The following is a 22,154-nucleotide window of genomic DNA, read 5'->3' on the forward strand; positions in this document are numbered from 1 at the left end:
CCTGAGCCAGGATCAAACTCTCCAATAAAGTTAGTTTGTCTAGCATCATAAAATAAAAATTGACGTTTCACGTTGTTTGTTTCGTTCAGTTTTCAGAGAACTCGTTCGTCGCTCATTTGCGACTTCCTTATGTTAGCATCTTCGTTTTTCGATGTCAACCAAGTTTTTTAAAATTTCTTTTTCGCTTTCTGCCGTTCCGCATCAGCGACGCTTATTAATATATCACCCTGTCATTTAAATAGCAAGTGATTTTATAAAAAAATATAAAATTATTTTATCCCCTAATTAATGACGCCATTATTCCTTATTCATTAGGATCATATCCTACTTAACAAACTTTGTTTCATCATACATCCATTCCTCTATTTGCTTCCTAATCGGTGAACAAAACCAACTCTAATTGAAACATTAAATCAGTAGAAACTTTCTTCATCCTCACTAACCATTGGATTTTTAAGAACACCTTATCTCCTATTTACCCTCTTTACTTCTACTGAATTTTGAAACAAAAGTATTTTCTTTCATTAATATGCGATAAAGTGAAACTTTAATGAGTGGGGGTTTTCTTCATCCCCCACTCATTATTAGCCCTCACCAATCGGGCTTTTACGGGCAGTTTATCTCCCACCTAACTTCTTTAGAAAAGCGGAAGCGGCTCGCTCAGAATCGCAGGACATTGGAGTCCCCGACAGAGAGGCGCTTTTTGCCTCGTCCGAGGGGGCGAAACGACCGGAGATTCTAGCCGCTAGAGCTGGACAATGCTTCCATCCAATTTTGAGGTGGGAGTATTACTGACCGCGAATAGCGGGATAAATAACATTTCCACTTCTTACTTTCTTATCCACTATCTATTACACCCCCATTTTTAAAACATTCTTTTCCTAAATTAGCACTTCTTCAATATTGAGGTTTCTCTCAGTGATTAAAATCCCCCAAAAAAATCACAAGACACTCCTCATGCTTAAGAATATTTTTAGAATTTTTTTACATTTATTTAATGAAAAATATCCAGATTTTGTTATATAGTAACAGAGTGGACTACAAAAACAACTTAAACGGAGGAATTAATTTATGGATAGGTTAACAAAGTTCTCATTAAAAAACCGAGCCGCTATTATTATCATGGTTTTTCTCATTTCTGTACTCGGCATTTATTCTGGCTCTAAATTACCAATGGAATTTCTACCTAGTGTCGATAACCCCGCAATAACTGTTACTACACTATCTCAAGGCTTAGACGCTGAGACAATGACAAAAGAGGTAACTGAACCTCTTGAAAAACAATTTCGAAATCTAGAACATGTTGATACGATTACCTCTTCTACTTACGAAGGTTTATCGCGTATCGATATCGCATACACATCTAAAGCCAACATGAAAGATGCAGCACGCGAAGTCGAAAAGATTACCGGCAACATGAACTTTCCAAAAGAAATTACAAAACCCGTCGTCAGCCAACTTAACACCTCTATGATTCCACTTGCACAGATTACCATTCAAAAACAGAATGGTTTTACAAAAGCTGATGAAAAACAGATTGAAAAAGAAATCATCCCACAACTTGAAAGTATCGACGGCGTCGCTAACGTCATGTATTACGGTAAATCAACATCTGAGCTATCTATCGTATTAGACCCAGATCGAATGAAAGATAAAAACGTAACATCTCAGCAAGTATTGACTGCTTTACAAGGAAAAGAAACTTCCACTCCAGCTGGACAGGTAACTGTAAACAACGAAGACCACACTCTTCGCATCATTGGAAATGTAAAAGATGCAGATGAAATAAAGAACATTACACTCGCACCTCAAGTAAAATTACAAGATATAGCTCAAGTAGAAGCAAAACGACATCATGACGCTGTTTCACATATAAATGGCGAAGAGGGAACTGCATTAGTTATTATGAAAGAACCTAGCAAAAATGCCGTTGAAATCGGGAAAGAAATCGATAAAAAAATTAAAAATATAAGTAAAGAATATAAGGATACTTACACAATTAAGTTACTATCCTCTACTCACGAACAAGTCGAAAACGCTGTTACAAGTATGGGAAAAGAAGTAATCTTAGGAGCAATCGCTGCAACATTTATCATTTTAGTCTTTTTACGTAGTATTCGAACAACACTGATTGCTGTTGTTAGTATTCCGTTATCAATTTTACTAACACTTTTTTTACTTGATCAATCTAATGTGACGTTAAACATTTTAACTCTTGGAGGGTTAGCGGTTGCTGTTGGACGCCTTGTTGATGATAGTATTGTTGTCATTGAAAATATTTTCCGTCGTTTACAAAAAGACAACTTTTCAAAAGACATCATTCTAGATGCCACAAAAGAGGTGGCTGTCGCTATTACCTCTTCTACATTAACAACAGTCGCTGTCTTTTTACCTATTGGTCTTGTATCAGGCTCAATTGGTAAACTTATGTTACCTATGGTATTAGCAGTTGTATACTCTATACTTTCTTCATTAGTTGTCGCACTAACGGTTGTTCCACTTATGGCATTTTTATTACTCAAAAAAACAAGACAACGAAGTACACAACCTTCAAGAAAGTATACAGCTACTTTAAAATGGGCGCTTTCGCATAAGTTTATTATTTTATTCTCTTCTTTCTTATTATTTGCCGGATCAATTGCCGCTTATATATTACTACCAAAAGCAAATATAAAATCAGAAGACGATACGATGCTTTCAATCAATATGACATTCCCAACGAATTACGACCTTGAATCCAGAAAGCAAAAAGCCTTTGATTTTGAAAAAAAATTACTTTCTAATGATGATGTAACAGACGTTATCTTAAAAATGGGTTCAAGCGCTGAGGATGCACAGTGGGGACAAACAACTAAAAATAACCTTGCATCTCTGTTTGTACTCTTCAAAAAAGGAACTGATATCGATCAATATATCGAAAAACTAAAAAAAGAGCATACAGACTTTAAACCAGCCGAATTCGATTATATTAAAACAAGCTATTCTAATTTTGGCGGCGGAAACAGCTTGCAATTTAACGTGACAGCAAACAACGAGGCAAATTTAAAAAAAGCTGCTGATATCGTTGAAACAAAACTAAAAAGTATAGACAGTCTTTCTAAAGTAAAAACCAATATTGAAGAATCAAAAAAAGAATGGCAAATTCATATTGATCAAACGAAAGCAGAACAAGTTGGATTAACACCAGAAACAGCAGGGCAACAAGTTTCATTCCTAATGAAGACATCACCGATTGGTCAACTGACAATCAACGATGAGAAAACAACTATCATGTTAGAAAATAAGAAAGAAAAGATAAGCAACAAAGAAGACATTCTTAACGCAAATATCTTGTCACCTATAGCTGGACCGATTCCTTTAAAAGACATTGCAACTATTTCGGAGAAACAATTACAAACAGAGATCTTCCATAAAGACGGGAAAGAAACCATTCAAATAACTGCCGAAACAACAAATGAAGATTTAAGTAAAGTAAACACTGAAGTGAACAAAGCTATTTCAGAATTAGACCTACCAAACGGCGCGAAAGTTAAAATTGCTGGTGCAACTGAATCCATGCAAGAAGACTTTACAAATTTATTCAAAATCATGGGTATCGCAATCGGGATTGTTTATTTAATTATGGTCATTACTTTCGGGCAAGCACGCGCTCCATTTGCGATTTTATTCTCTTTACCACTAGCTGCTGTTGGCGGTATTTTAGGATTAATCATTTCAAGAACACCAGTCGATTTAAACGCACTAATCGGTGGATTAATGCTAATTGGTATCGTAGTTACAAATGCCATCGTATTAATAGAACGTGTTCAACAAAATAGAGAGAGTGGCATGACGACGCGGGAAGCTTTACTAGAAGCAGGTTCTACAAGGCTACGACCAATTATTATGACAGCTATTACAACGATAGTAGCGATGTTACCACTTTTATTCAGTCAATCACAAGCCGGCAGTATGGTGTCTAAAAGTTTAGCCGTTGTCGTAATTGGCGGTTTAGCAGTTTCAACTGTACTGACACTGGTAGTTGTTCCAGTTATGTATGAATTGTTAGATAAAATCGGTAAAAAAAGACGGTCACGCAGAAAAGTTGACTCTTCTATAGATACACCACGAACTTAACACGAAAAAAACGTTATCTTCAGAACAGAAGATAACGTTTTTTCTTTCTACTATTATACATAATGCCACAGTATCTTGCTTACTCATTCATATAGTTCATCACTTCATCTATATAATCTTCTAGCGGTTGTCCAGAATCTACAATAAGATATGTAAAATCAGATGGCCTTTTACTGCCATCTAACCATTTTTTAAATCCTTCTTCAGATTCCACTTTTTCAATTTGACTTATCATTCGTTCTCGAATTTTCAACCTATTATTAATTTCTTCCATATTATCAAGATAGCATTCAACATATTTATATGTTGCTCGATGTTTCTTAGACAACATTTCCCCCTTTTCCACCATTTCTGTATAAAGGCACGGACTATCCAGTATTACACTATGCCCTAGGGATAAATGAAAATCTATTAACGCCCATTCAACATCGTAGGAAATCCCACCAGTACGATTCGTTTCAATCTGATTGGTTTCGAACGATTCCAACAAGGCCGTTTTTACAATATCATGATCAATAACAATTGCCCCTGTATTTTTTGCTATACATCTAGAAAGTGTTGATTTTCCCGAACCCGGAAAACCAGCCATTTGAAGAAAAAACATAAAAAACACCCTTCCTACTTTTCACTTCAGTATTTATATACATATTTACATATACAACATTTCATCAGCACATTCCTTTTCTTCTCCTCCGGATCACCATACAAAGAGGCCTCCTGTTTTTTAACAGGAGGCCCCTTATTCCAACTTTACATCTTTAAGCTGCTTTTGCTTTTGTTGTTTTACGAGATTTCTTCGCTCCTGTAAAACGTTTATGAAGTACAGATGCAATAAAACGAGCAATAATATTGAACAGTAATACCATAATAATTAATACCGCTGCTGATTTCGTTGCAATTAATTTTGCATCTGGAATAATTCCTTCAGAATTTAATTTCCAAATATGAACAGCTAACGTTTCAGCTGGTCTAAATGGATTTAACGGATGTGCAGGACTTGAAAAATCTGCCGCAGAATTTAAAATTGGTGATGTTAAACCCGCTGTATAAATTAAAGCCGCTGCTTCACCAAATATACGTCCCGCAGCTAAAATAATCCCCGTAATAATTTGAGGCAATGATGACGGAAGAATAATCCGCACAATTGTTTGCCACTTTGTCGCCCCCAGCCCAAGACTCGCCTCTTTCACATTATGCGGAACTTCTGTGATTGCACTTTCACAAACGCGAGTTAAACCAGGTAAATTTAAGATTGTTAAAGCAAGAGCACCACCTATTACTGTGTACCCCCAACCTGTCATTGTCACAAATACTAATAAACCAAATAGCCCAACAACAATAGAAGGTAATGACGCCATCGTTTCAATACATAAACGAACAAAACTTAAAAAGCGACCTTGCTTTGCATACTCTGCTAGATAGATTCCAGCTCCTAATCCAAGAGGAATAGATATAACAAGCGTTATAACAAGCATATAAAAAGAATTGAATAATTGAGGACCAATTCCTCCTCCTGCTCTTGTATTACTTGGTTCTCCGAACAGGAAGCTAGGGTCCCAAAAACCCCAACCCTTTTGTAAAATTTCAAACACTAAGAAAACAAGTAAACTTACTACAAGCACTGCAACTGTATATAAAACACCCGTCCAAATCTTATTTACTGTCCTTGCATTCATCGTTATCGTTCACCTCTTTGACCAATCGCTCGAATTACTAAAATAAATAGGAATGAAATAACAAGTAATATCATCGCCAATGTCCATAAAGCATTGTTCCAGGCAGTCCCATTTAATGTATTCGTCATATCCATCGTTAAAATACCCGTCAATGTCGCCGTTGGACTATAGATTCCTTCAGGTAATTTAACAGTATTCCCAATTACCATTTGAACAGCTAACGCTTCACCAAAAGCTCGCGCTAACCCTAGAACTAACCCTGTTAAAATCCCTTTTTTTGCAGCTGGAACAATAACACGACTAATCGCTTGCCATTTCGTCGAACCTAAACCATATGAGGCTTCCAAATAATCGAATGGAACAGAACGAATTGCGTCAGAAGCAATACTAGCAATAGTAGGCAAAATCATAATACTTAGCACAATAATACCTGCTATTAAACTAAAACCAACTCCACCAAACGAATCACGTAACAGAGGAACTAAAATAGTAACCCCCAGCAATCCATATACAACTGAAGGAATTCCAACTAGTAATTCTAAAACAGGCTTCAACACTCTATTACCGAATTTCGGTGAAATTAAATTCATAAAGATTGCAAGAGCTAGCGCAATTGGTGCACTAATAATAACCGCACCTAACGAAACAAGTGTCGAACCTACAATAAATATTACAGCACCAAATGAACCTTGATCAGCATTTGGATTCCACTTCGTTGATGTCAGCATTTCAGAAAGTGAAATACCACTTTGCGTAAAAGATTGAATTCCTTTTCCGCAAATAAATGCAATAATTGCTAATGTAACAAGAACAATAAATATACCGCAAAATGTAACAAGTGCTCTTCCGATATATTCACTCTTTACGTAATTAATTTGTTTCTTCCCCTTCATCACAGGTCATAACCCCACTTCATATATTGAAATGAACAAGACTGGCCTCTCAGCCAGCCCCATTAAATATTTTACTTATTTAGTTTAGACATTGGGATGTAACCCATATCTTCCACTTGTTTTTCAAAATCTTTACCTTTTACATAATCAATGTAAGCTTTTGTAGCTTCTTTCGCTTCCCCTTTTGTTACCATGTACTCATAAGACCAGAATGGGTATTTACCAGAAGAGATATTTTCAACTTTTGGCTCTGCACCATCAATTTTTACAGTTTGTAATGCATCTTTTTTATCGCCAACCATATAAGACATCGCAAGATAACTAACTGAACCTGGAGTAGAGTTAATCGCTTGTTCTACTGCACCATTAGAATCTTGTGTTGTACCTGTTCCATCATTAATCTTTACATCTTTCATGACTGTTTTTTCAAATGTAGCGCGTGTACCAGAAGATGCTGGACGGTTTACTACATTAATTTTCTCATCTTTACCGCCTAGCTCTTTCCAGTTTGTAACTTTTCCACTGAAGATATCTTGTACTTGTTTCACAGTTAAATTGTCAACCTTCACATCTTTATTTACAACAAGTGCAAATGCGATACCCGCCACTTTATTATCTACTAATTCTTTCGCTTTCTCAGGATCTTTTATTTTATCTGCAGCTGGAACATCAGAGTTACCAATTTGAACCGCACCAGAAGCTACTTGGTTAATCCCTGTTCCACTACCGCCACCTTGTACTTGAATAGAAACTTTAGAATTATTTTCCATGAATTTTTTACCAGCTTCTTCTGCAAGCGGTTGAAGAGCTGTAGAACCAGCCGCCGCAATTGTACCGGATAATTCTTGTTTTGCATCGTTACTACCTTTAGCAGTGTCTTTGCTATCTGTACTTTCTGATTTTCCGCACCCAACTAAAGCACCCGCAACAACTAATGCTGCTAAAGAAAATTTAATACCCTTTTTCATGACCATGTCTTGTACCCCCATTTGGATTATCACTTTTTCTTATTTGCCTACTTCTTTCGAACACAAATTCATTGTAGGACAATAATATTGTGTTAGTGTTAAGCAATTTTTAATTTTAAGTAAATAGAGGACATAGGCCTAAAAACCCATATATCCCAACCCTTTTTATAAGAAAGACCAAAAGAATCCACACAAAATTGCTCGTATTGTAAATTTACTTTTAATAATGTAAATGTATTGTAAATAAAATTCTTGTTTTCGCTACTTATGTTAAAAATACATTTACAAATCTCTTCATTTTTTTGAAGTTTATAGCTTTCGCTCCACATTTATCCCACATAATTTCAGTAATATTTTTCACCTCAACAAAATAAGTTGGAACAATTCTAAAAATAATTGAATATTTTTAAAGTACTAATTGACAACATCATCCAATGTAGTCTACTATGTTAGTAGAAAAAAGTTTCCCTAGGTAAACTTTTTGAACTAAAACTAAAAATATAGAGGAGAGGTAACTTTTATGGTATCGGCTAATACCAAATCCCTTTCTACATTTCGAACAGGGGAGTTTGTACAAATCGAGAAGATACAATTAGAAGGAACTATGAAAAGACGTTTATTAGATTTAGGCTTTATTCCAGGGGCTACCATTAAAGTATTGCAAAGAAGCCCACTTGGAGATCCAATTGCATATCAAGTAAGCAATACGACTATTGCACTGCGTAGTGAAGAAAGTTCCCTTATTTTTGGAGTATTAATAGGAGATGATTCAGAATGAACAACCATCGCATTGCGCTAGCCGGAAATCCGAACACTGGGAAAAGCACATTATTTAACACATTAACAGGATTAAAACAACATACAGGGAACTGGACCGGAAAAACTGTATTAAAAGCGGAAGGGGAATATGAGCATAACGGAAGTATATATACGGTAATTGATTTACCTGGAACATACTCTCTATATTCAAACTCTGTAGATGAAGAAGTAGCACGGGATTATATTATTTTTGAAAAACCCGAGGTAACCGTAGTAGTTGTAGATGCAACTGCAATGGAAAGGAATTTAAATTTAGCATTACAAGTAATGGAAATGACTAGCGACGTTATAGTCTGCATTAACTTAATAGATGAAGCAGAAAAAAAAGGAATTGTCATCGATGAAAAGAAATTAGCAAAATCACTTGGTGTACCTGTGGTCAAAATTTCAGCTCGAAACCGTGTCGGAATTGGACCTTTACTAAATGTAATTGCTAAAGTAGCTAACAAAAAATTAATTCCTACACCAGTTCAAATTACTTACAATGAAAAAATTGAAAATATGATTCAAGAATTAGAACCTCAAATTCATAAAGTATTCGGCGATACATATCCTGCACGCTGGATTGCACTACGAATACTAGATGGGGATAAAAACTTTCTAGCTACACTTCAAAAACATCATAAAGAACCGCTTGTAAGGGAGGTCATAATAAATGGAATCTCACTCAGCCAGTAAGGCTCTTCCATTAGATTATATCGTTCAACACGCACAAAGACTTACTAAAGAGGATATACGAGATGATATTGTAGGTGATATTTATCGAACTTCCGCAAGTATTTGTAAAGAAGCGGTTCAATACACAAACACCAATAAATTATATCGCTCAGAGAAGCTAGATAAAATTTTCACTTCTCCTATTTTTGGATTTCCAATTATGCTCGGAATTTTATCTATTATTTTTTATGTAACAATTGCAGGAGCTAACGTACCATCTGATATGATTGCTGAATTTTTCGGCTGGGCAGAGGGTTATTTAACATCTTGGTTCCAAGCAATGCATGCACCAGAATGGTTACACGGCATCTTAATTCTTGGCTTATTCCGTGGTACCGCAGCTGTTATTAGCGTTATGTTACCACCTATGGCTATTTTCTTCCCGATGTTTGCTTTATTAGAAAACTACGGATACTTACCACGTGTGGCATTTAACATGGATCGTCTATTCAAACGTGCTGGCGCACACGGAAAACAATCATTAACAATGGCAATGGGATTTGGGTGTAACGCTGCTGCCATTATGTCAACACGTATTATCGAATCGCCACGCGAACGTATGCTAGCGATTTTAACAAATAACTTTGTTCCATGTAACGGGCGCTGGCCTACTTTAATCTTAATGGCATCATTATTTATGGCTGCTGGATATACAGGTAGTATACAAACTCTTGCTACAGCAGGTGTTGTAGTCGGCATGGTTATAATTGGCATTATTGTTACATTAAGCGTATCTTGGGTATTATCAAAAACTGCTCTAAAAGGTGTTCCAACTCACTATACGTTAGAACTACCACCATACCGTAAACCTAAAATTTTGAACACAATTATACGTTCAACACTTGATAAATCATTATATGTTTTAAAGCGCGCAGTAATTGTAGCAGCACCTGCCGCTGTATTCACTTGGGTGTTAGCAAATATTTTTGTTGGCGACACAAGCCTACTTATGTATTTTGTAAATTTCTTAGATCCATTCGCTAAACTACTAGGTCTTGACGGATTTATTCTAGCCGCATTTATTCTTGGTTTGCCAGCCAACGAGATTGTTATCCCAATTTTATTAATGTCCTATTTATCAACTGGTGCTTTAACTGAAATAGATGATTTTAATCAAATTAAAAACTTATTCTTAGAGAATGGTTGGACTTGGTTAACTGCGTTAAACACAATGTTGTTCTCCCTTCTTCATTTCCCGTGCGGCACAACATTGGTTAACATATATAAAGAAACAAAAAGCGCGAAATGGACATTTCTATCGTTTGCAATCCCTACTGTTATCGCCATTGTTGTTACATTCCTCACATCGCAATTGGTACATTGGTTAGGGCTTGTATAAAGTGAAACAAGGCATAAATAGAAGATAATCCCCCTTCATTCATGCTTTGTTAATACAAAAAGGAAAGCTGGAGTTATTCAGATTTCCTTTTTTGTATATTCTTTTGCCACAGTTGCCTCCTCCCTTTGTTTTCACCCTTACATATGGTAGGAAAAGGCCCTGACCGCTTCTATGCATGGCCAGATGCTCTCGTCCACCTAAAAAGAAAGGGATTTTAGGTCGTTTTTTCAACTTGGATTTATATATAGACAAGTACAGGAAAAAGCGCTAGCATTTATATTTGTTTCATCTCATTCTCCTTCATTCATAAAGTTCAAAACAGATGCAACAAATACCTCTACTCCAATTGGCAATGCATCTTCATCAATTGTAAAACGTGGATGATGATGCGGATATACGATTCCCTTCGCACTATTTCCAGCACCAATAAAGAAAAATGTACCCGGTGCTTCTTGTAAAAAAGCCGAAAAATCTTCCCCAGCCATCGTTGGCTGCAAACGAACCACTCTTTCCCTTCCATAAAGTTGCAATGCCGTATTTTCAACAAGCCTTGTAACCTTCTCATCATTTACAACTGGCCGATATCCATACTCATATGAAAATGTATAATTCGCACCATAAGATTCTGTAATATGTTTAACAATCCTTTCAATCTTCTGTGCTGTATCCCCTCGTAATTCATGCTTTAAACTTCTGACAGTCCCTTCAATCTCTGCTTGTTCTGGAATTACATTGTGTGCTGTGCCAGCATGAAATTGTGTAACTGATAAAACAAGAGAATCTAATGGATTCGTAAGGCGTGATACGATTTGTTGAAGTTGCATAACTACTTGCGTACCAATTGCAATGCTATCAACCGTTTCATGAGGTATACCTGCATGTCCCCCTCTTCCTTCTATTGAGATTTTAAACACGTCAGGCGCCGCCATCGCAGGACCATAGATTACACCAATTTTCCCGACTTCTAGTGATGCCCAAAGGTGTGCTCCAATAATATAATCAACATTTTCCATCACTCCTGCTGCAATCATCTCCCCAGCACCACCTGGAAAATTTTCTTCAGCATGTTGAAATAGAAAACGAATTTCACCACGAATTTTTTCTCTTTGTTCTACGAGCGCATATACAGTACCAAGAAGCATTGCAATATGACCGTCGTGCCCACAAGCATGCATCACTCCTGGATTTTCCGAAACAAATTCAAATTGATTTTCTTCTTGAATCGGAAGTGCATCCATATCTGCACGAATGGCAATAACTTTTCCTGGCTTTTCACCAATTAACCTTGCCATAATGCTATACTTTGTTGGTCGTGAGACCTCTAGGTGAGGAATTGTTTGAAGTATGTCATATATAAACTGAGATGTTTTTTCTTCTTGAAAAGATAACTCTGGATATCTGTGAAAATGCCTTCTCCATTTCACCAATTGTTCTTTATAAAGAATGATATCTTTGACTTTGCCCATTTATCCTCTTCCTTTCTTCACTAAGTTAAATGTTATTATAGCTCGAATCAAAAATTAAATAAATAATATTCTGAATAATTAATTATTTAAATTGAGATTTTTACTTAATATATAAATCCATTTTCATTTTTCGACATCTAAACCCCTGCTATACAGAATATAAAGTAACCTACACTCGTTTGCTCTTTCTGTTTTTACTTCGCATGTGGCAGAACAAGGCCCTGACCGCATCTATGCATGAATAGATGCTCTCTCCCACCTAAAAAGAGGGGTTTTATGTCAATTTTTTAATTAATGTATAAAAATAAAAAGCCATCTATAAAGATGACTTTTTATTTTTATAGAATAGTAATTGCTTGTTTCCCCATTTGTTCCCATGCCTTTTCAAACTGAGCACGTGGCACTCCTTTACGTGGGTTATTTGCAAGCGGATCATTTATATATACAAAATTTTGATCATATCCTACTACTACCGCACTATGCTCATAATATGTAATTTTTATATCGCCCGCACTTGTATTCCATGTTTCAAAACTGTCTTCAGCTAACGGCTGAAATGTTGTATTAGCAATTACCCATACTGGCGAGCCTGAACTAATTACTTTATATATATCCTCTATATTTCTTCCTGTTAAATTAATTACTTTTTCAGGAACATATTTTTCCGCAAGTTTAAAAATTGGTTGATTGTATACACCATATCCCTGCTCATCCTTTGTATAAATATTCCCTACAAATCCGTCATTAGGGTTTCCACGTACACCATTTTCTTCAAATGGAACACGATGAATTTCACTGGCAAGTGTCATCTTGTCTACTTCGACCCCTTTATATTGCAGTAGCATCGCTAAACTTGTCACTTCACAACCTCTTGGCAATTCAGGAAGTTGCTTTATAAATGGAACATTTTCAATCATAGCTGTTTCTTTCATATCAGATAAAAAATCCAAACGGAATTCATGCGCTGCTTTTTGGACCATTTTATTCTTCCCTATTACTATTGCCCCAATAATTATAATACTGAAAATAAACATATATTTAAGTTTCTTCATCATAAATCAAGCTCCATTACACCATTATTTGTTTATCTTTACAAAACATGCCTCTTATCATTGTACCTTTCTTCTTACTAGTTTGCTAGGAAGATTATATGAATTATTATTTAGTTATATCGTTTTAAAATTCTGATTTTTTGTAATAAAAAGAAAAATAAATATACATTTTCAGAATATTTTGTTATAATCGAGAATGTCTATTTGATGAACAACGAATATTTCTTTTCGTCACATAGTACAAACTTAAGGGAAATTAATCATCGTTGTTCTTTTATCACGATACGATATGCTCTCAATTCGTATCGTGATAAAAGAACAGACTTACAATCTGTATGTTTTCATCCCCCACCGATGATTAATTCACCAATGAAACTCAATATGTAATGAGCAGAACAAACAAGGGAAAATACGGGGTGAAGAGAATATGAATCAAACAACTACAGAGCAAACTGGCTTAAAGCGTACAATGAAAAGCAGACACCTATTTATGATTGCACTGGGTGGCGTCATTGGGACTGGATTGTTTATGGGATCAGGACAAATTGTCCACAATGCCGGACCGGGCGGAGCCATCCTTGCATTTTTAGTTGGCGGTTTCGTCATGTATTTAACAATGCTCTGTCTTGGTGAACTATCTGTTGCCATGCCGGAAGCGGGTTCATTTCAAAGTTATGCAAGCAAATTTATTTCACCAGGTTTTGGGTTCGTCGTCGGTTGGATGTATTGGCTAAACTGGGCTGTTACAGTTGGTGTAGAACTGACAACTGTTAGTATTTTGATGAAGCGTTGGTTTCCAGATGTTGCTTCATGGATTTGGTGTGTTACATTTGCAGCAATCCTTTTTCTTGTAAACGCTTTATCGACAAGAGCATTTGCGGAGACGGAATTTTGGTTTTCTAGTGTAAAAGTCACGACTATTATTGTCTTTATTATACTTGGAGGCGCTGTTATGTTTGGTTTCTTAGATTTCAACGGAAAACCAGCACCAATGCTTCATAACTTCACTGAAAATGGTGGATTATTTCCAAATGGTGTCCTAGCTGTCCTTCTCACAATGATTACTGTAAATTATTCATTCCAAGGAACCGAATTAATCGGAATTGCTTCAGGCGAAAGTGAAAATCCTGAAAAAACAATTCCAAAAGCAATCAAAAATACAATTTGGCGCACTTTATTCTTTTTCGTATTAGCAATTACTGTTGTTGTAGGCCTACTCCCATGGCAGGAGGCTAATCTTGTAGAAAGTCCATTCGTACTTGTCTTTGATACAGTGGGCATTCCATATGCAGCAGACATTATGAACTTTGTTATTATTACTGCTGTACTATCAGTAGCAAACTCAGGACTATACGCAAATTCACGTATGCTTTGGGCTATGTCGAAACAAGGTATGGCGAGTCCTTCATTTGCGAAATTAACAAAAAAGGGAATACCACTGAATGCTTTAATTTTCAGCTTACTCTTTGCAAGCCTTTCGCTATTAACAAGCGTATTTGCAGCAGATACTGTCTTTTTAGTACTAACATCAATTGCAGCAATGGCAGCTGTTGTCGTTTGGATGTCAATTGCTGCTTCACAATTTTTCTTTCGCAAGGAATTTATAAAGAATGGTGGAGATATAAAGGATTTAAAGTATCGTACACCGCTCTATCCAATCGTTCCAATTGTTGCTTTTTCTTTAAATTTCATTACATTCGTCAGTTTAGCTTTTATACCGGATCAACGCATTGCACTTTATTGCGGGATTCCATTTATGATTATTTGCTACCTCTTGTACCAAATTAAATATAAAAAAGTTGTCACATTTGAACAGCAACGAAATGTTACACAAGAAATAAACTAAATATATAAAATGTTCAACTATCTTACCTTATGATAAGATAGTTTTTTTCTATTTATTGGATATTTTGGTATAACTTTATTTATCTTAAAATTTTTACAATCGTATTTTCACTCAAAAAATAGTTTACAATGTTAGTAAGTTACAAATGTTTTTCACCGTAAAAACAATGCATTTGTGTCTATTTTTTAACAATATGACAAAAACTATTGCCTTCTATAAATTAATAGGTTTATATTGTTTTATTGGCATAGTTTCAATCCAAGGAGAAAGGAGATTTTCAATCGTGCAACTGAAAAAAAAATTTTGGAAGTTGGCTTCACTTCTTCCACTGTCATTACTCTTGTTCCTCGGTGGCTGTGATAAAAAACTTGCAGTATTAAATCCGCAGGGGCCTGTTGCAAAAGCACAGTATGATTTGATCATTTGGTCATTCATACTCATGTCGTTGATTATTGCAATTGTATTCATCTTGTTTACAGTCATCTTGATTCGTTACCGTGAAAAACCAGAAAATATGGACTATGAGCCACCTGATATACACGGTAATACGCTTTTAGAGGTTATCTGGACTATTTTCCCTGTTATCATCGTGATTGCATTGTCAATCCCAACAGTAAAAGCAACCTTTGCATCGGAAAAGCCGCCAGAGCAAACAAAAGATATGAAACCAGTTGAAATTTACGTTACATCTGCCAACTGGAAATGGTTATTCAGTTATCCAGAGGAAAATATTGAAACCGTTAACTATTTAAATGTACCAGCTGGTACACCAATTCAATTTAAATTAACATCGGTTGGTCCAATGAATGCCTTCTGGATTCCAGAGCTTGGTGGTATGAAATACACAATGGATGGCATGATCATGGACTTATATCTACAAGCTGATAAGCCAGGTTCTTACATTGGTCGTAGTGCAAACTTCTCTGGTGAAGGATTCACTGACATGGAATTTGAGCTTGAAGCAAAAACAAAAGATAAGTATGACAAGTGGGTAAAAGAAGTAAAAGAAACAGCTAAACCACTTACAGAAGAAAAATACAACGAAATCATTAAACCTGGTGTAGTAGGTCGTATGACATTCTCTAATACACACTTAAAATATGTAGATCAAAAATCACTTGAATATTGTGATTACAACTACTACAAAAAGAAAAAGTAATAACGAATATTCCAACAGATTGGAGTGAATATAGTGAAGCTTGATGAATTTTTTGTCACAGGCGATCCGATTATTTACGGAGCGGACGTATCTATTGTTCTTGTGACGTTAGCAATCCTTTTTGTGCTAACAAAGTACAAAAAATGGAGATGGCTTTGGGATGAGTGGTTAACTTCTGTTGACCATAAGAAAATTGGGGTTATGTATATCATTTCAGCAATTGTAATGATGTTCCGTGGTGGTATGGACGGATTAATGATTCGTGCCCAGTTAACATTCCCTGACACAACATATTTAAACGCTGAACACTATAACGGAATCTTTACAACACACGGTACAGTTATGATCCTCTTCATGGCAATGCCGTTTGTTATGGGAATTATGAACGTTGTTGTTCCTCTTCAAATTGGAGCACGTGACGTTGCATTTCCTTTCTTAAATGCATTAAGTTTTTGGTTATTCTTCGTAGGTGCTATGTTATTTAACATCGCCTTCGTTATCGGTGGTTCTCCAGACGCTGGGTGGACATCATACTTCCCAATGGCTGGTACAGAATTCTCACCTGGAGTAGGAAATAACTTCTATGCAATTGCCTTGCAGATTTCAGGTCTCGGGACGCTGATGACAGGGATTAACTTCCTTGTAACAATCTTAAAGATGCGTGCACCAGGCATGAAATTAATGCAAATGCCAATGTTTACTTGGTCTATTTTAATTACATGTCTTATCATTATCTTTGCATTCCCAGTATTAACAGTTGCTCTTGCATTAATGACTTTCGACCGTCTATTTGATGCTCACTTCTTTACAATGGCGAGCGGCGGTATGCCAATGCTTTGGGCGAACTTGTTCTGGGTATGGGGTCACCCTGAAGTATATATCGTTATTTTACCGGCATTCGGTATTTTCTCTGAAATCGTAAGTACATTCTCACGTAAACGCTTATTTGGATATACTGCAATGGTTTATTCAATGGTTGCAATCGCAACTTTAAGTGGTCTTGTATGGCTGCATCACTTCTTTACAATGGGTGCAGGACCAGCAGTTAACTCGTTCTTCTCGATTTCAACAATGGCAATTTCTATCCCAACCGGTGTTAAAATCTTTAACTGGTTGTTTACGCTTTATAAAGGTCGTATCCGTTTTACAGTTCCAATGCTTTGGTCATTGGCATTTATTCCAAACTTCGTAATTGGTGGAGTTACGGGGGTTATGCTTGCGATGGCAGCAGCTGACTATCAATACCATAACAGCTACTTCCTAATCGCTCACTTCCACTACGTATTAATCGCTGGTACAGTATTCGCGATGCTTGCTGGATTTACATTCTGGTATCCAAAGATGACTGGTCATATGCTAAATGAACGCCTTGGTAAATGGACGTTCTGGATCTTTATGATCGGATTTAACATCTGTTTCTTCCCAATGTACTTCCTAGGTTTAGATGGTATGACTCGTCGTATGTACACTTACTCTGCAGACCTTGGATGGGGCGGATTAAACTTAATCGCATCTGTCGGTGCAGTAATGATGGCAGTTGGCTTCGCCTTATTATGCTACAACGTAGTTTATAGCATTCGTCATGGTGAGCGCGATGTAACTGGAGATCCTTGGGATGCTCGTACACTTGAGTGGGCAACACAATCTCCAGTACAACATTACAACTTCGCAAAATTACCAGAAATTAAGTCTAGCGATGTATTCTGGGAAATGAAGAAAAACGGCGAATCTATTACACCAAAACCTGAAGAATTAAAACCAATTCATATGCCAAGTAATACAGGCGTTCCAATCATTATGTCTTGTTTGATTGGTCTTGCAGGTTTTGCATTAGTATTTAGCTGGTTCTGGTTAGCAATTGTCGGTGGTATTGGTATGTTAGGTTGTATGATCTGGCGCTCGTTTGATTACGACAACGGATACTACGTTAGCGTAGATGAAATTAAAAAGACAGAACATGTTGCATGAGAGGTGAAACGAAATGGCGGCTTTAGATAAAAGCTTACCTTTAGAATATCAATCTGAACAAAGCAGATTGAATATTTTAGGGTTTTGGATTTTTCTTGGGGCTGAAATCGTGCTGTTCGCAACACTTTTCGCCTCTTATCTAGTACTTGCTGGTCGTACGGCTGATGGCCCTACACCAGCTGACCTGTTTGAACTTAAAACCCTTTTAATTCAAACGCTCCTACTTTTAACAAGTAGTTTTACATGCGGTATCGCAATTCATGAAATGCGCAAGCACAACCAAAAAGCGACGTTAGGATGGTTCATCTTCACATTAATTTTAGGTGCAGGCTTCCTTTTCTTTGAAGTTGAAGAGTTTATGGCTTATGTTGCAGAAGGCGCAACAATCCAAACAAGTGGTTTCTTATCTGGATTCTTCGTTCTTCTTGGAACGCACGGTGCCCACGTAACAGCTGGTATCATTTGGGCAACTTGTGTTATTATCCAAATTCTAAAACGAGGTTTAACACCAGTTACAGCTCGTAAAGTATTTATTATCAGCTTATACTGGCATTTCCTTGATGTTGTTTGGATCTTCATTTACACACTAGTTTACTTGAATGGGATGGTGGCGTAATAATGGGACAAAACAATACACAAGCAAACGCACATAGCGGCTTTCCATGGTCGCACGTTTTCGGATTTATTTTATCGCTTGCATTAACGTTCCTCGCTGTATATGTAGCGTTATATACAAGCATGTCACTTTCAACAATCTTAACAGCCATTCTTGTAATGGCAGTGGCACAAGCAGCATTGCAATTTGTTATGTTTATGCACATGACAGAAGGCGAAGGTGTAATACAAACAATGGCTATCGTATTCCACTTTTTCATCGCTGCAGTAACGGTTGTTGGTACAGTTTGGATTTTCTTCTCTATGTAATAGACATGAAAAAGACTGCTGAGGTAATCTCAGCAGTCTTTTTTTATTTATCGTACTATTTTCTCTTCCCCTCTCTTATCATCTAAATTTCCCGTGATAATAAAGCATTGATACATGGAAAAGCATATTAAAGTAAAAGGAAATCCCCTCTCGATTTTAGGAGGAGATTTTTGTCATACATATGTTAAGAAGAAACTGAGTAACCATCACATCTTCTTTTTCTAAATCTTAATACCTCAGAAATTTTTCTTAAGATTCTTATTTTACCATGGTAAAATATTACTATATAAATCCATTTTAATTTTTCGGCATCTAAATCCCTGCTATGTAAAATAAAAAGTAACCTACACCCATTTGCTCTTTCTGTTTTTACTTCGCATGTGGCAGAAAAAGGCTCTGACCGCTTCTATGCATGGCCAGATGCTCTCTCCCGCCTAAAAAGAGGGGATTTATGTCAGTTTTTTAATTGATGTATATATATCATATATTATGGGGATGAATCACAATATGTCTATTTCAACTTTAGCTCTTTTATTATTAGCAGAAGTACTCGTTGCCATTATTCTCATCGGTATTAGTATTGAAATTTGCAGCTACGGATGGAAAAAATCAAATGGAACGAAGTACTTTTGTATCTTTCTTTCTCTAACCCTCGGTACATGTAGCATACTAGGTCTTTGTGTAGCACCTGCATATTTCTTTCTACAACTCATGGAGAACGCGTCATAAGAAAGGGTGGTTGTGTATGATTACGGTTAAACGTATTGATGCCTCCGAAACATACGCGCTACGTCAAAAGATATTAAGACCTAATCAAGCACTGATAGATTGTAAATATCCTTCCGATTGTGAATTACACATCTTTCATCTAGGTGCGTTTCAAAATGATGAACTTATTAGCATCGCTTCTTTCTCATATGAAACAGAACCTTCTTTACAAGGTAACAATCACTATCGTCTACGAGGCATGGCTACAGTACCTGTCTTCCGAAGGCAGCATGCTGGTAGCTCATTAATCAAATATGCCGAAGTAATCCTAAAAGAACGCCAAGCAGAGATATTATGGTGTAATGCTCGCATTACCGTTGCAGATTACTACAAACGATTAGGCTTCCATAAGCATGGTGAAATATTTGATATTTATCCGATTGGGCCTCATAGACTCATGTACAAAGCATTATGAAAGAAAAGCTTTTGTATTTCAGACTTTCTCAAAAAACACTAAAAATCCTTCCACATGTATGGAAGGATTTTTAGCACTCTCGTCATTCTTTTCCTGTGTTGTCTTTATCTTGTATTAACGGAAAGTAAGTAGCCACACTGATGGAAGTTTCACTTTATTTCAATCCTTCCCTCCTCGACTTTCACTATTCCCATTCCTATTTGTTACTTCTGCTCCTCCCAAAATAAATCATTTAACGTTTGATTTAACGCATAACAAATGTTCAAGCATAATTCTAAGGAAGGATTATATTTTCCTTTCTCAATTAAGCTAATTGTTTGCCTTGTAACCCCTACCTTTTCTGCTAATTGCTGTTGTGTTAAATCCAATTGGACACGTGCAATCTTGATTCTACTTACAGCCAATCTACAACCTCCTTCACCATCAATCGTAACGTATATATTACATGATTTACTTTATCCCGCATTAACGGGCAGTAATACCCCACCTCAAGATTCGGAGAAAAGCGTGGAAGTTAGGTGGGGATAAACTGCCCGTAAAAGCCCGATTGGTTCAACTAACCATCAGTGGAGGATGAAGAAAACCTCCACTGATGGAAGTTTCACTTTATAAATTATTTAATCCTTGAACTTCTTTTTTTCTATAATAAGTTTTATATCCCATAAAAGGAGTCTCACTTTATTATACACGAAAAAAGGTACTTCCTATGAGAAGTACCCTTGTCTATCTCTTTATAAAAACAAATGACATCCAAATAAAACCGCAAAGAAATACAGAAGTGGATGAACTTCCATCCATTTCCCTTTCACAATCTTTAAGATTGGATAGATTAAAAATCCAAGTGCAATTCCATTTGCAATGCTAGATGTTAACGGAATACCTACAAAAACTAAAAATGCCGGTAATGCATCTTCAAATTCACTCCAGTTAATATCGCGAATACTTTGTGCCATTAGACTTCCCACTATAATTAATGATGGAGCCGTAATAGCTGCTACACTTGATAGCGAAGCAATAACAGGGCTAAAAAATGCCGTTACGATCGTTAAACAAATTACCACAACGCCTGTTAATCCTGTTTTTCCACCTGCTGCAATCCCAGCAGATGATTCGATTGTCGCTGCTGTAGGGCTTGTTCCAAAGACAGCACCTGTTGTGCCACCAATCGCATCCGCAATAAATGCTTTACCGAAACGATTTTCGGTGTTATCTGTATTTAAACCAGCCTGTTTGATTAAACCAAGCAAGGCTCCTGTTGTATCAAATAAAAGTACAAGTAAAAAGGAAAAAACAACACCGTATAACCCATATTCTATTACATCGGAAAATGCAGTAATAGGACTTGAAACAATAATACCTTCTGGTAAATGAGGAATCGCTACCAATTGATTTCCGAACTTCAATTGTCCAGTAAAAAAGGCAATAATCCCTGTCACAATCATGCTAATAAACAGCGCCCCGCTCACCCGTAAAGTCATTAACACTGCTGCTAAAACTAAACCAATTAACGTTAAAATAACAGCTGGTGAATGAAAATCTCCAATTGTCACTAAGTTAGATGGATGATCGACAATAATTCCAGACAAACGCAGTCCAATAAAAGCAATAAACAATCCAATTCCACCTGCAATTGCATGCTTTAAACTGTCAGGAATTGCTACAATAAGCTTTTGACGAAATGAGGTAAAAGATAATAAAAGAAAAATAATACCTGTTACAAATACTGCAGAAAAAGCAATAACATATGTAATACCTTCTGCTTGTTGTACAACAGAATAAGCAAAATACGCATTCATCCCCATAGCTGGAGCAATTACAATTGGATAATTCGCTAAAAATGCCATACATAATGTCCCGACAACTGTCGCAATAATGGTTGCCGTAAACGCTTGATCAAATGGTACACCTGCATCAGATAATATTTTCGGATTGATGACAAGAATGTACGCAAATGTAAAAAATGTTGTGATGCCAGCTAAAATCTCTTGCTTCACAGAAGTATTATACTTTTGCAATTGAAACATACTT

At 36.4% G+C, this 22,154-nt stretch carries 19 protein-coding genes; 11 read left to right on the top strand and 8 right to left on the bottom strand.

All coding sequences use genetic code 11. The features are described from left to right. Positions 1-1,071 precede the first annotated feature (1,071 nt). The gene (locus ACIQ7L_RS22620) at positions 1,072-4,116 is read left to right on the top strand and encodes an efflux RND transporter permease subunit (protein ID WP_400571823.1); all 3,045 of its coding nucleotides are present in this window, start codon (positions 1,072-1,074) and stop codon (positions 4,114-4,116) included. 79 nt (positions 4,117-4,195) lie between these two features. Here the strand turns inward: ACIQ7L_RS22620 and ACIQ7L_RS22625 are convergent, their stop codons facing one another. From ACIQ7L_RS22625 to ACIQ7L_RS22640, 4 genes are all read right to left on the bottom strand, one after another. Continuing rightward, positions 4,196-4,720: a P-loop nucleotide/nucleoside kinase family protein gene (locus tag ACIQ7L_RS22625; RefSeq protein ID WP_400571825.1), complete on the bottom strand. Its 525-nt coding sequence runs from the start codon at positions 4,718-4,720 to the stop codon at positions 4,196-4,198. Between the two features lie 154 nt (positions 4,721-4,874). Beyond that, positions 4,875-5,792, bottom strand: a complete 918-nt coding sequence (gene pstA / locus ACIQ7L_RS22630; protein WP_097896427.1) for a phosphate ABC transporter permease PstA — start codon at positions 5,790-5,792, stop codon at positions 4,875-4,877. Positions 5,793-5,794: 2 nt separating this feature from the next. Beyond that, positions 5,795-6,685 carry a phosphate ABC transporter permease subunit PstC gene (pstC, locus tag ACIQ7L_RS22635; protein ID WP_141523263.1) on the bottom strand — a complete coding sequence of 297 codons (891 nt, stop codon included), beginning with the start codon at positions 6,683-6,685 and terminating at the stop codon, positions 5,795-5,797. 71 nt (positions 6,686-6,756) lie between these two features. Beyond that, positions 6,757-7,659, bottom strand: a complete 903-nt coding sequence (locus ACIQ7L_RS22640; RefSeq protein WP_400571828.1) for a phosphate ABC transporter substrate-binding protein PstS family protein — start codon at positions 7,657-7,659, stop codon at positions 6,757-6,759. A 514-nt stretch (positions 7,660-8,173) separates the two neighbouring features. Here ACIQ7L_RS22640 and ACIQ7L_RS22645 point away from each other — a divergent pair. From ACIQ7L_RS22645 to ACIQ7L_RS22655, 3 genes are read left to right on the top strand one after another with little or no spacing between them, the layout of a single operon-like run. Next, a complete protein-coding gene (locus ACIQ7L_RS22645) occupies positions 8,174-8,431 on the top strand; it encodes a FeoA family protein (RefSeq protein WP_400571830.1) in 258 nt (85 codons plus the stop codon). After that, on the top strand, positions 8,428-9,150 hold the full coding sequence (locus ACIQ7L_RS22650) for a FeoB small GTPase domain-containing protein (RefSeq protein ID WP_335358608.1): 723 nt from the start codon (positions 8,428-8,430) through the stop codon (positions 9,148-9,150). The genes ACIQ7L_RS22645 and ACIQ7L_RS22650 overlap by 4 nt, the downstream gene beginning before the upstream one ends. Further along, the gene (locus ACIQ7L_RS22655; RefSeq protein WP_400571832.1) at positions 9,128-10,528 is read left to right on the top strand and encodes a nucleoside recognition domain-containing protein; all 1,401 of its coding nucleotides are present in this window, start codon (positions 9,128-9,130) and stop codon (positions 10,526-10,528) included. Before ACIQ7L_RS22650 ends, ACIQ7L_RS22655 begins: the two co-directional genes overlap by 23 nt. A gap of 290 nt (positions 10,529-10,818) precedes the next feature. On the opposite strand, the gene ACIQ7L_RS22660 is transcribed toward ACIQ7L_RS22655, so the two are convergent. After that, positions 10,819-11,994 (bottom strand): M20 family metallopeptidase, encoded by a 1,176-nt coding sequence (locus ACIQ7L_RS22660; protein WP_400571834.1) that lies wholly within the window; start codon positions 11,992-11,994, stop codon positions 10,819-10,821. 338 nt (positions 11,995-12,332) lie between these two features. Next, positions 12,333-13,046: a C39 family peptidase gene (locus ACIQ7L_RS22665; RefSeq protein WP_400571970.1), complete on the bottom strand. Its 714-nt coding sequence runs from the start codon at positions 13,044-13,046 to the stop codon at positions 12,333-12,335. A gap of 427 nt (positions 13,047-13,473) precedes the next feature. On the opposite strand from ACIQ7L_RS22665, the gene ACIQ7L_RS22670 reads away from it, so the two are divergent. The 7 genes from ACIQ7L_RS22670 to ACIQ7L_RS22700 all read left to right on the top strand — a co-directional run bounded on the left by ACIQ7L_RS22670 (position 13,474) and on the right by ACIQ7L_RS22700 (position 20,126). Then, complete coding sequence (locus ACIQ7L_RS22670) at positions 13,474-14,892, top strand: amino acid permease (protein ID WP_400571836.1); 1,419 nt, start codon at positions 13,474-13,476, stop codon at positions 14,890-14,892. Between the two features lie 283 nt (positions 14,893-15,175). Beyond that, a complete protein-coding gene (qoxA, locus tag ACIQ7L_RS22675; protein ID WP_400571838.1) occupies positions 15,176-16,051 on the top strand; it encodes a cytochrome aa3 quinol oxidase subunit II in 876 nt (291 codons plus the stop codon). A gap of 33 nt (positions 16,052-16,084) precedes the next feature. Then, the gene (gene qoxB / locus ACIQ7L_RS22680) at positions 16,085-18,019 is read left to right on the top strand and encodes a cytochrome aa3 quinol oxidase subunit I (RefSeq protein ID WP_141523261.1); all 1,935 of its coding nucleotides are present in this window, start codon (positions 16,085-16,087) and stop codon (positions 18,017-18,019) included. 13 nt (positions 18,020-18,032) lie between these two features. Further along, the gene (gene qoxC / locus ACIQ7L_RS22685) at positions 18,033-18,635 is read left to right on the top strand and encodes a cytochrome aa3 quinol oxidase subunit III (protein WP_097896449.1); all 603 of its coding nucleotides are present in this window, start codon (positions 18,033-18,035) and stop codon (positions 18,633-18,635) included. 2 nt (positions 18,636-18,637) lie between these two features. Next, positions 18,638-18,943 (top strand): cytochrome aa3 quinol oxidase subunit IV, encoded by a 306-nt coding sequence (qoxD, locus tag ACIQ7L_RS22690; RefSeq protein ID WP_097896451.1) that lies wholly within the window; start codon positions 18,638-18,640, stop codon positions 18,941-18,943. A 495-nt stretch (positions 18,944-19,438) separates the two neighbouring features. Further along, complete coding sequence (locus ACIQ7L_RS22695) at positions 19,439-19,672, top strand: DUF4022 family protein (RefSeq protein ID WP_400571841.1); 234 nt, start codon at positions 19,439-19,441, stop codon at positions 19,670-19,672. A gap of 16 nt (positions 19,673-19,688) precedes the next feature. Next, positions 19,689-20,126, top strand: coding sequence for a GNAT family N-acetyltransferase (locus tag ACIQ7L_RS22700; protein ID WP_400571843.1), 438 nt, complete (start codon positions 19,689-19,691; stop codon positions 20,124-20,126). Between the two features lie 203 nt (positions 20,127-20,329). Here ACIQ7L_RS22700 and ACIQ7L_RS22705 read toward each other — a convergent pair whose 3' ends face one another. Then, complete coding sequence (locus tag ACIQ7L_RS22705) at positions 20,330-20,530, bottom strand: helix-turn-helix transcriptional regulator (RefSeq protein WP_097896456.1); 201 nt, start codon at positions 20,528-20,530, stop codon at positions 20,330-20,332. A gap of 327 nt (positions 20,531-20,857) precedes the next feature. Then, a complete protein-coding gene (locus tag ACIQ7L_RS22710; RefSeq protein ID WP_400571845.1) occupies positions 20,858-22,150 on the bottom strand; it encodes an NCS2 family permease in 1,293 nt (430 codons plus the stop codon). Positions 22,151-22,154: the final 4 nt, after the last annotated feature.

The sequence above is a fragment of the Bacillus sp. NPDC094106 genome, assembly GCF_044764345.1.
In the GTDB taxonomy this organism is placed as follows: Bacteria; Bacillota; Bacilli; order Bacillales; family Bacillaceae_G; genus Bacillus_A.

Excerpts from the sequence above, each read along its gene's own strand:
- ACIQ7L_RS22620 (WP_400571823.1), top strand. The coding sequence starts at position 1,072 with ATGGATAGGTTAACAAAGTTCTCATTAAAAAACCGAGCCGCTATTATT.
- ACIQ7L_RS22625 (WP_400571825.1), bottom strand. The coding sequence starts at position 4,720 with ATGTTTTTTCTTCAAATGGCTGGTTTTCCGGGTTCGGGAAAATCAACA.
- pstA (WP_097896427.1), bottom strand. The coding sequence starts at position 5,792 with ATGAATGCAAGGACAGTAAATAAGATTTGGACGGGTGTTTTATATACA.
- pstC (WP_141523263.1), bottom strand. The coding sequence starts at position 6,685 with ATGAAGGGGAAGAAACAAATTAATTACGTAAAGAGTGAATATATCGGA.
- ACIQ7L_RS22640 (WP_400571828.1), bottom strand. The coding sequence starts at position 7,659 with ATGGTCATGAAAAAGGGTATTAAATTTTCTTTAGCAGCATTAGTTGTT.
- ACIQ7L_RS22645 (WP_400571830.1), top strand. The coding sequence starts at position 8,174 with ATGGTATCGGCTAATACCAAATCCCTTTCTACATTTCGAACAGGGGAG.
- ACIQ7L_RS22650 (WP_335358608.1), top strand. The coding sequence starts at position 8,428 with ATGAACAACCATCGCATTGCGCTAGCCGGAAATCCGAACACTGGGAAA.
- ACIQ7L_RS22655 (WP_400571832.1), top strand. The coding sequence starts at position 9,128 with ATGGAATCTCACTCAGCCAGTAAGGCTCTTCCATTAGATTATATCGTT.
- ACIQ7L_RS22660 (WP_400571834.1), bottom strand. The coding sequence starts at position 11,994 with ATGGGCAAAGTCAAAGATATCATTCTTTATAAAGAACAATTGGTGAAA.
- ACIQ7L_RS22665 (WP_400571970.1), bottom strand. The coding sequence starts at position 13,046 with ATGAAGAAACTTAAATATATGTTTATTTTCAGTATTATAATTATTGGG.
- ACIQ7L_RS22670 (WP_400571836.1), top strand. The coding sequence starts at position 13,474 with ATGAATCAAACAACTACAGAGCAAACTGGCTTAAAGCGTACAATGAAA.
- qoxC (WP_097896449.1), top strand. The coding sequence starts at position 18,033 with ATGGCGGCTTTAGATAAAAGCTTACCTTTAGAATATCAATCTGAACAA.
- qoxD (WP_097896451.1), top strand. The coding sequence starts at position 18,638 with ATGGGACAAAACAATACACAAGCAAACGCACATAGCGGCTTTCCATGG.
- ACIQ7L_RS22695 (WP_400571841.1), top strand. The coding sequence starts at position 19,439 with ATGAATCACAATATGTCTATTTCAACTTTAGCTCTTTTATTATTAGCA.
- ACIQ7L_RS22700 (WP_400571843.1), top strand. The coding sequence starts at position 19,689 with ATGATTACGGTTAAACGTATTGATGCCTCCGAAACATACGCGCTACGT.
- ACIQ7L_RS22710 (WP_400571845.1), bottom strand. The coding sequence starts at position 22,150 with ATGTTTCAATTGCAAAAGTATAATACTTCTGTGAAGCAAGAGATTTTA.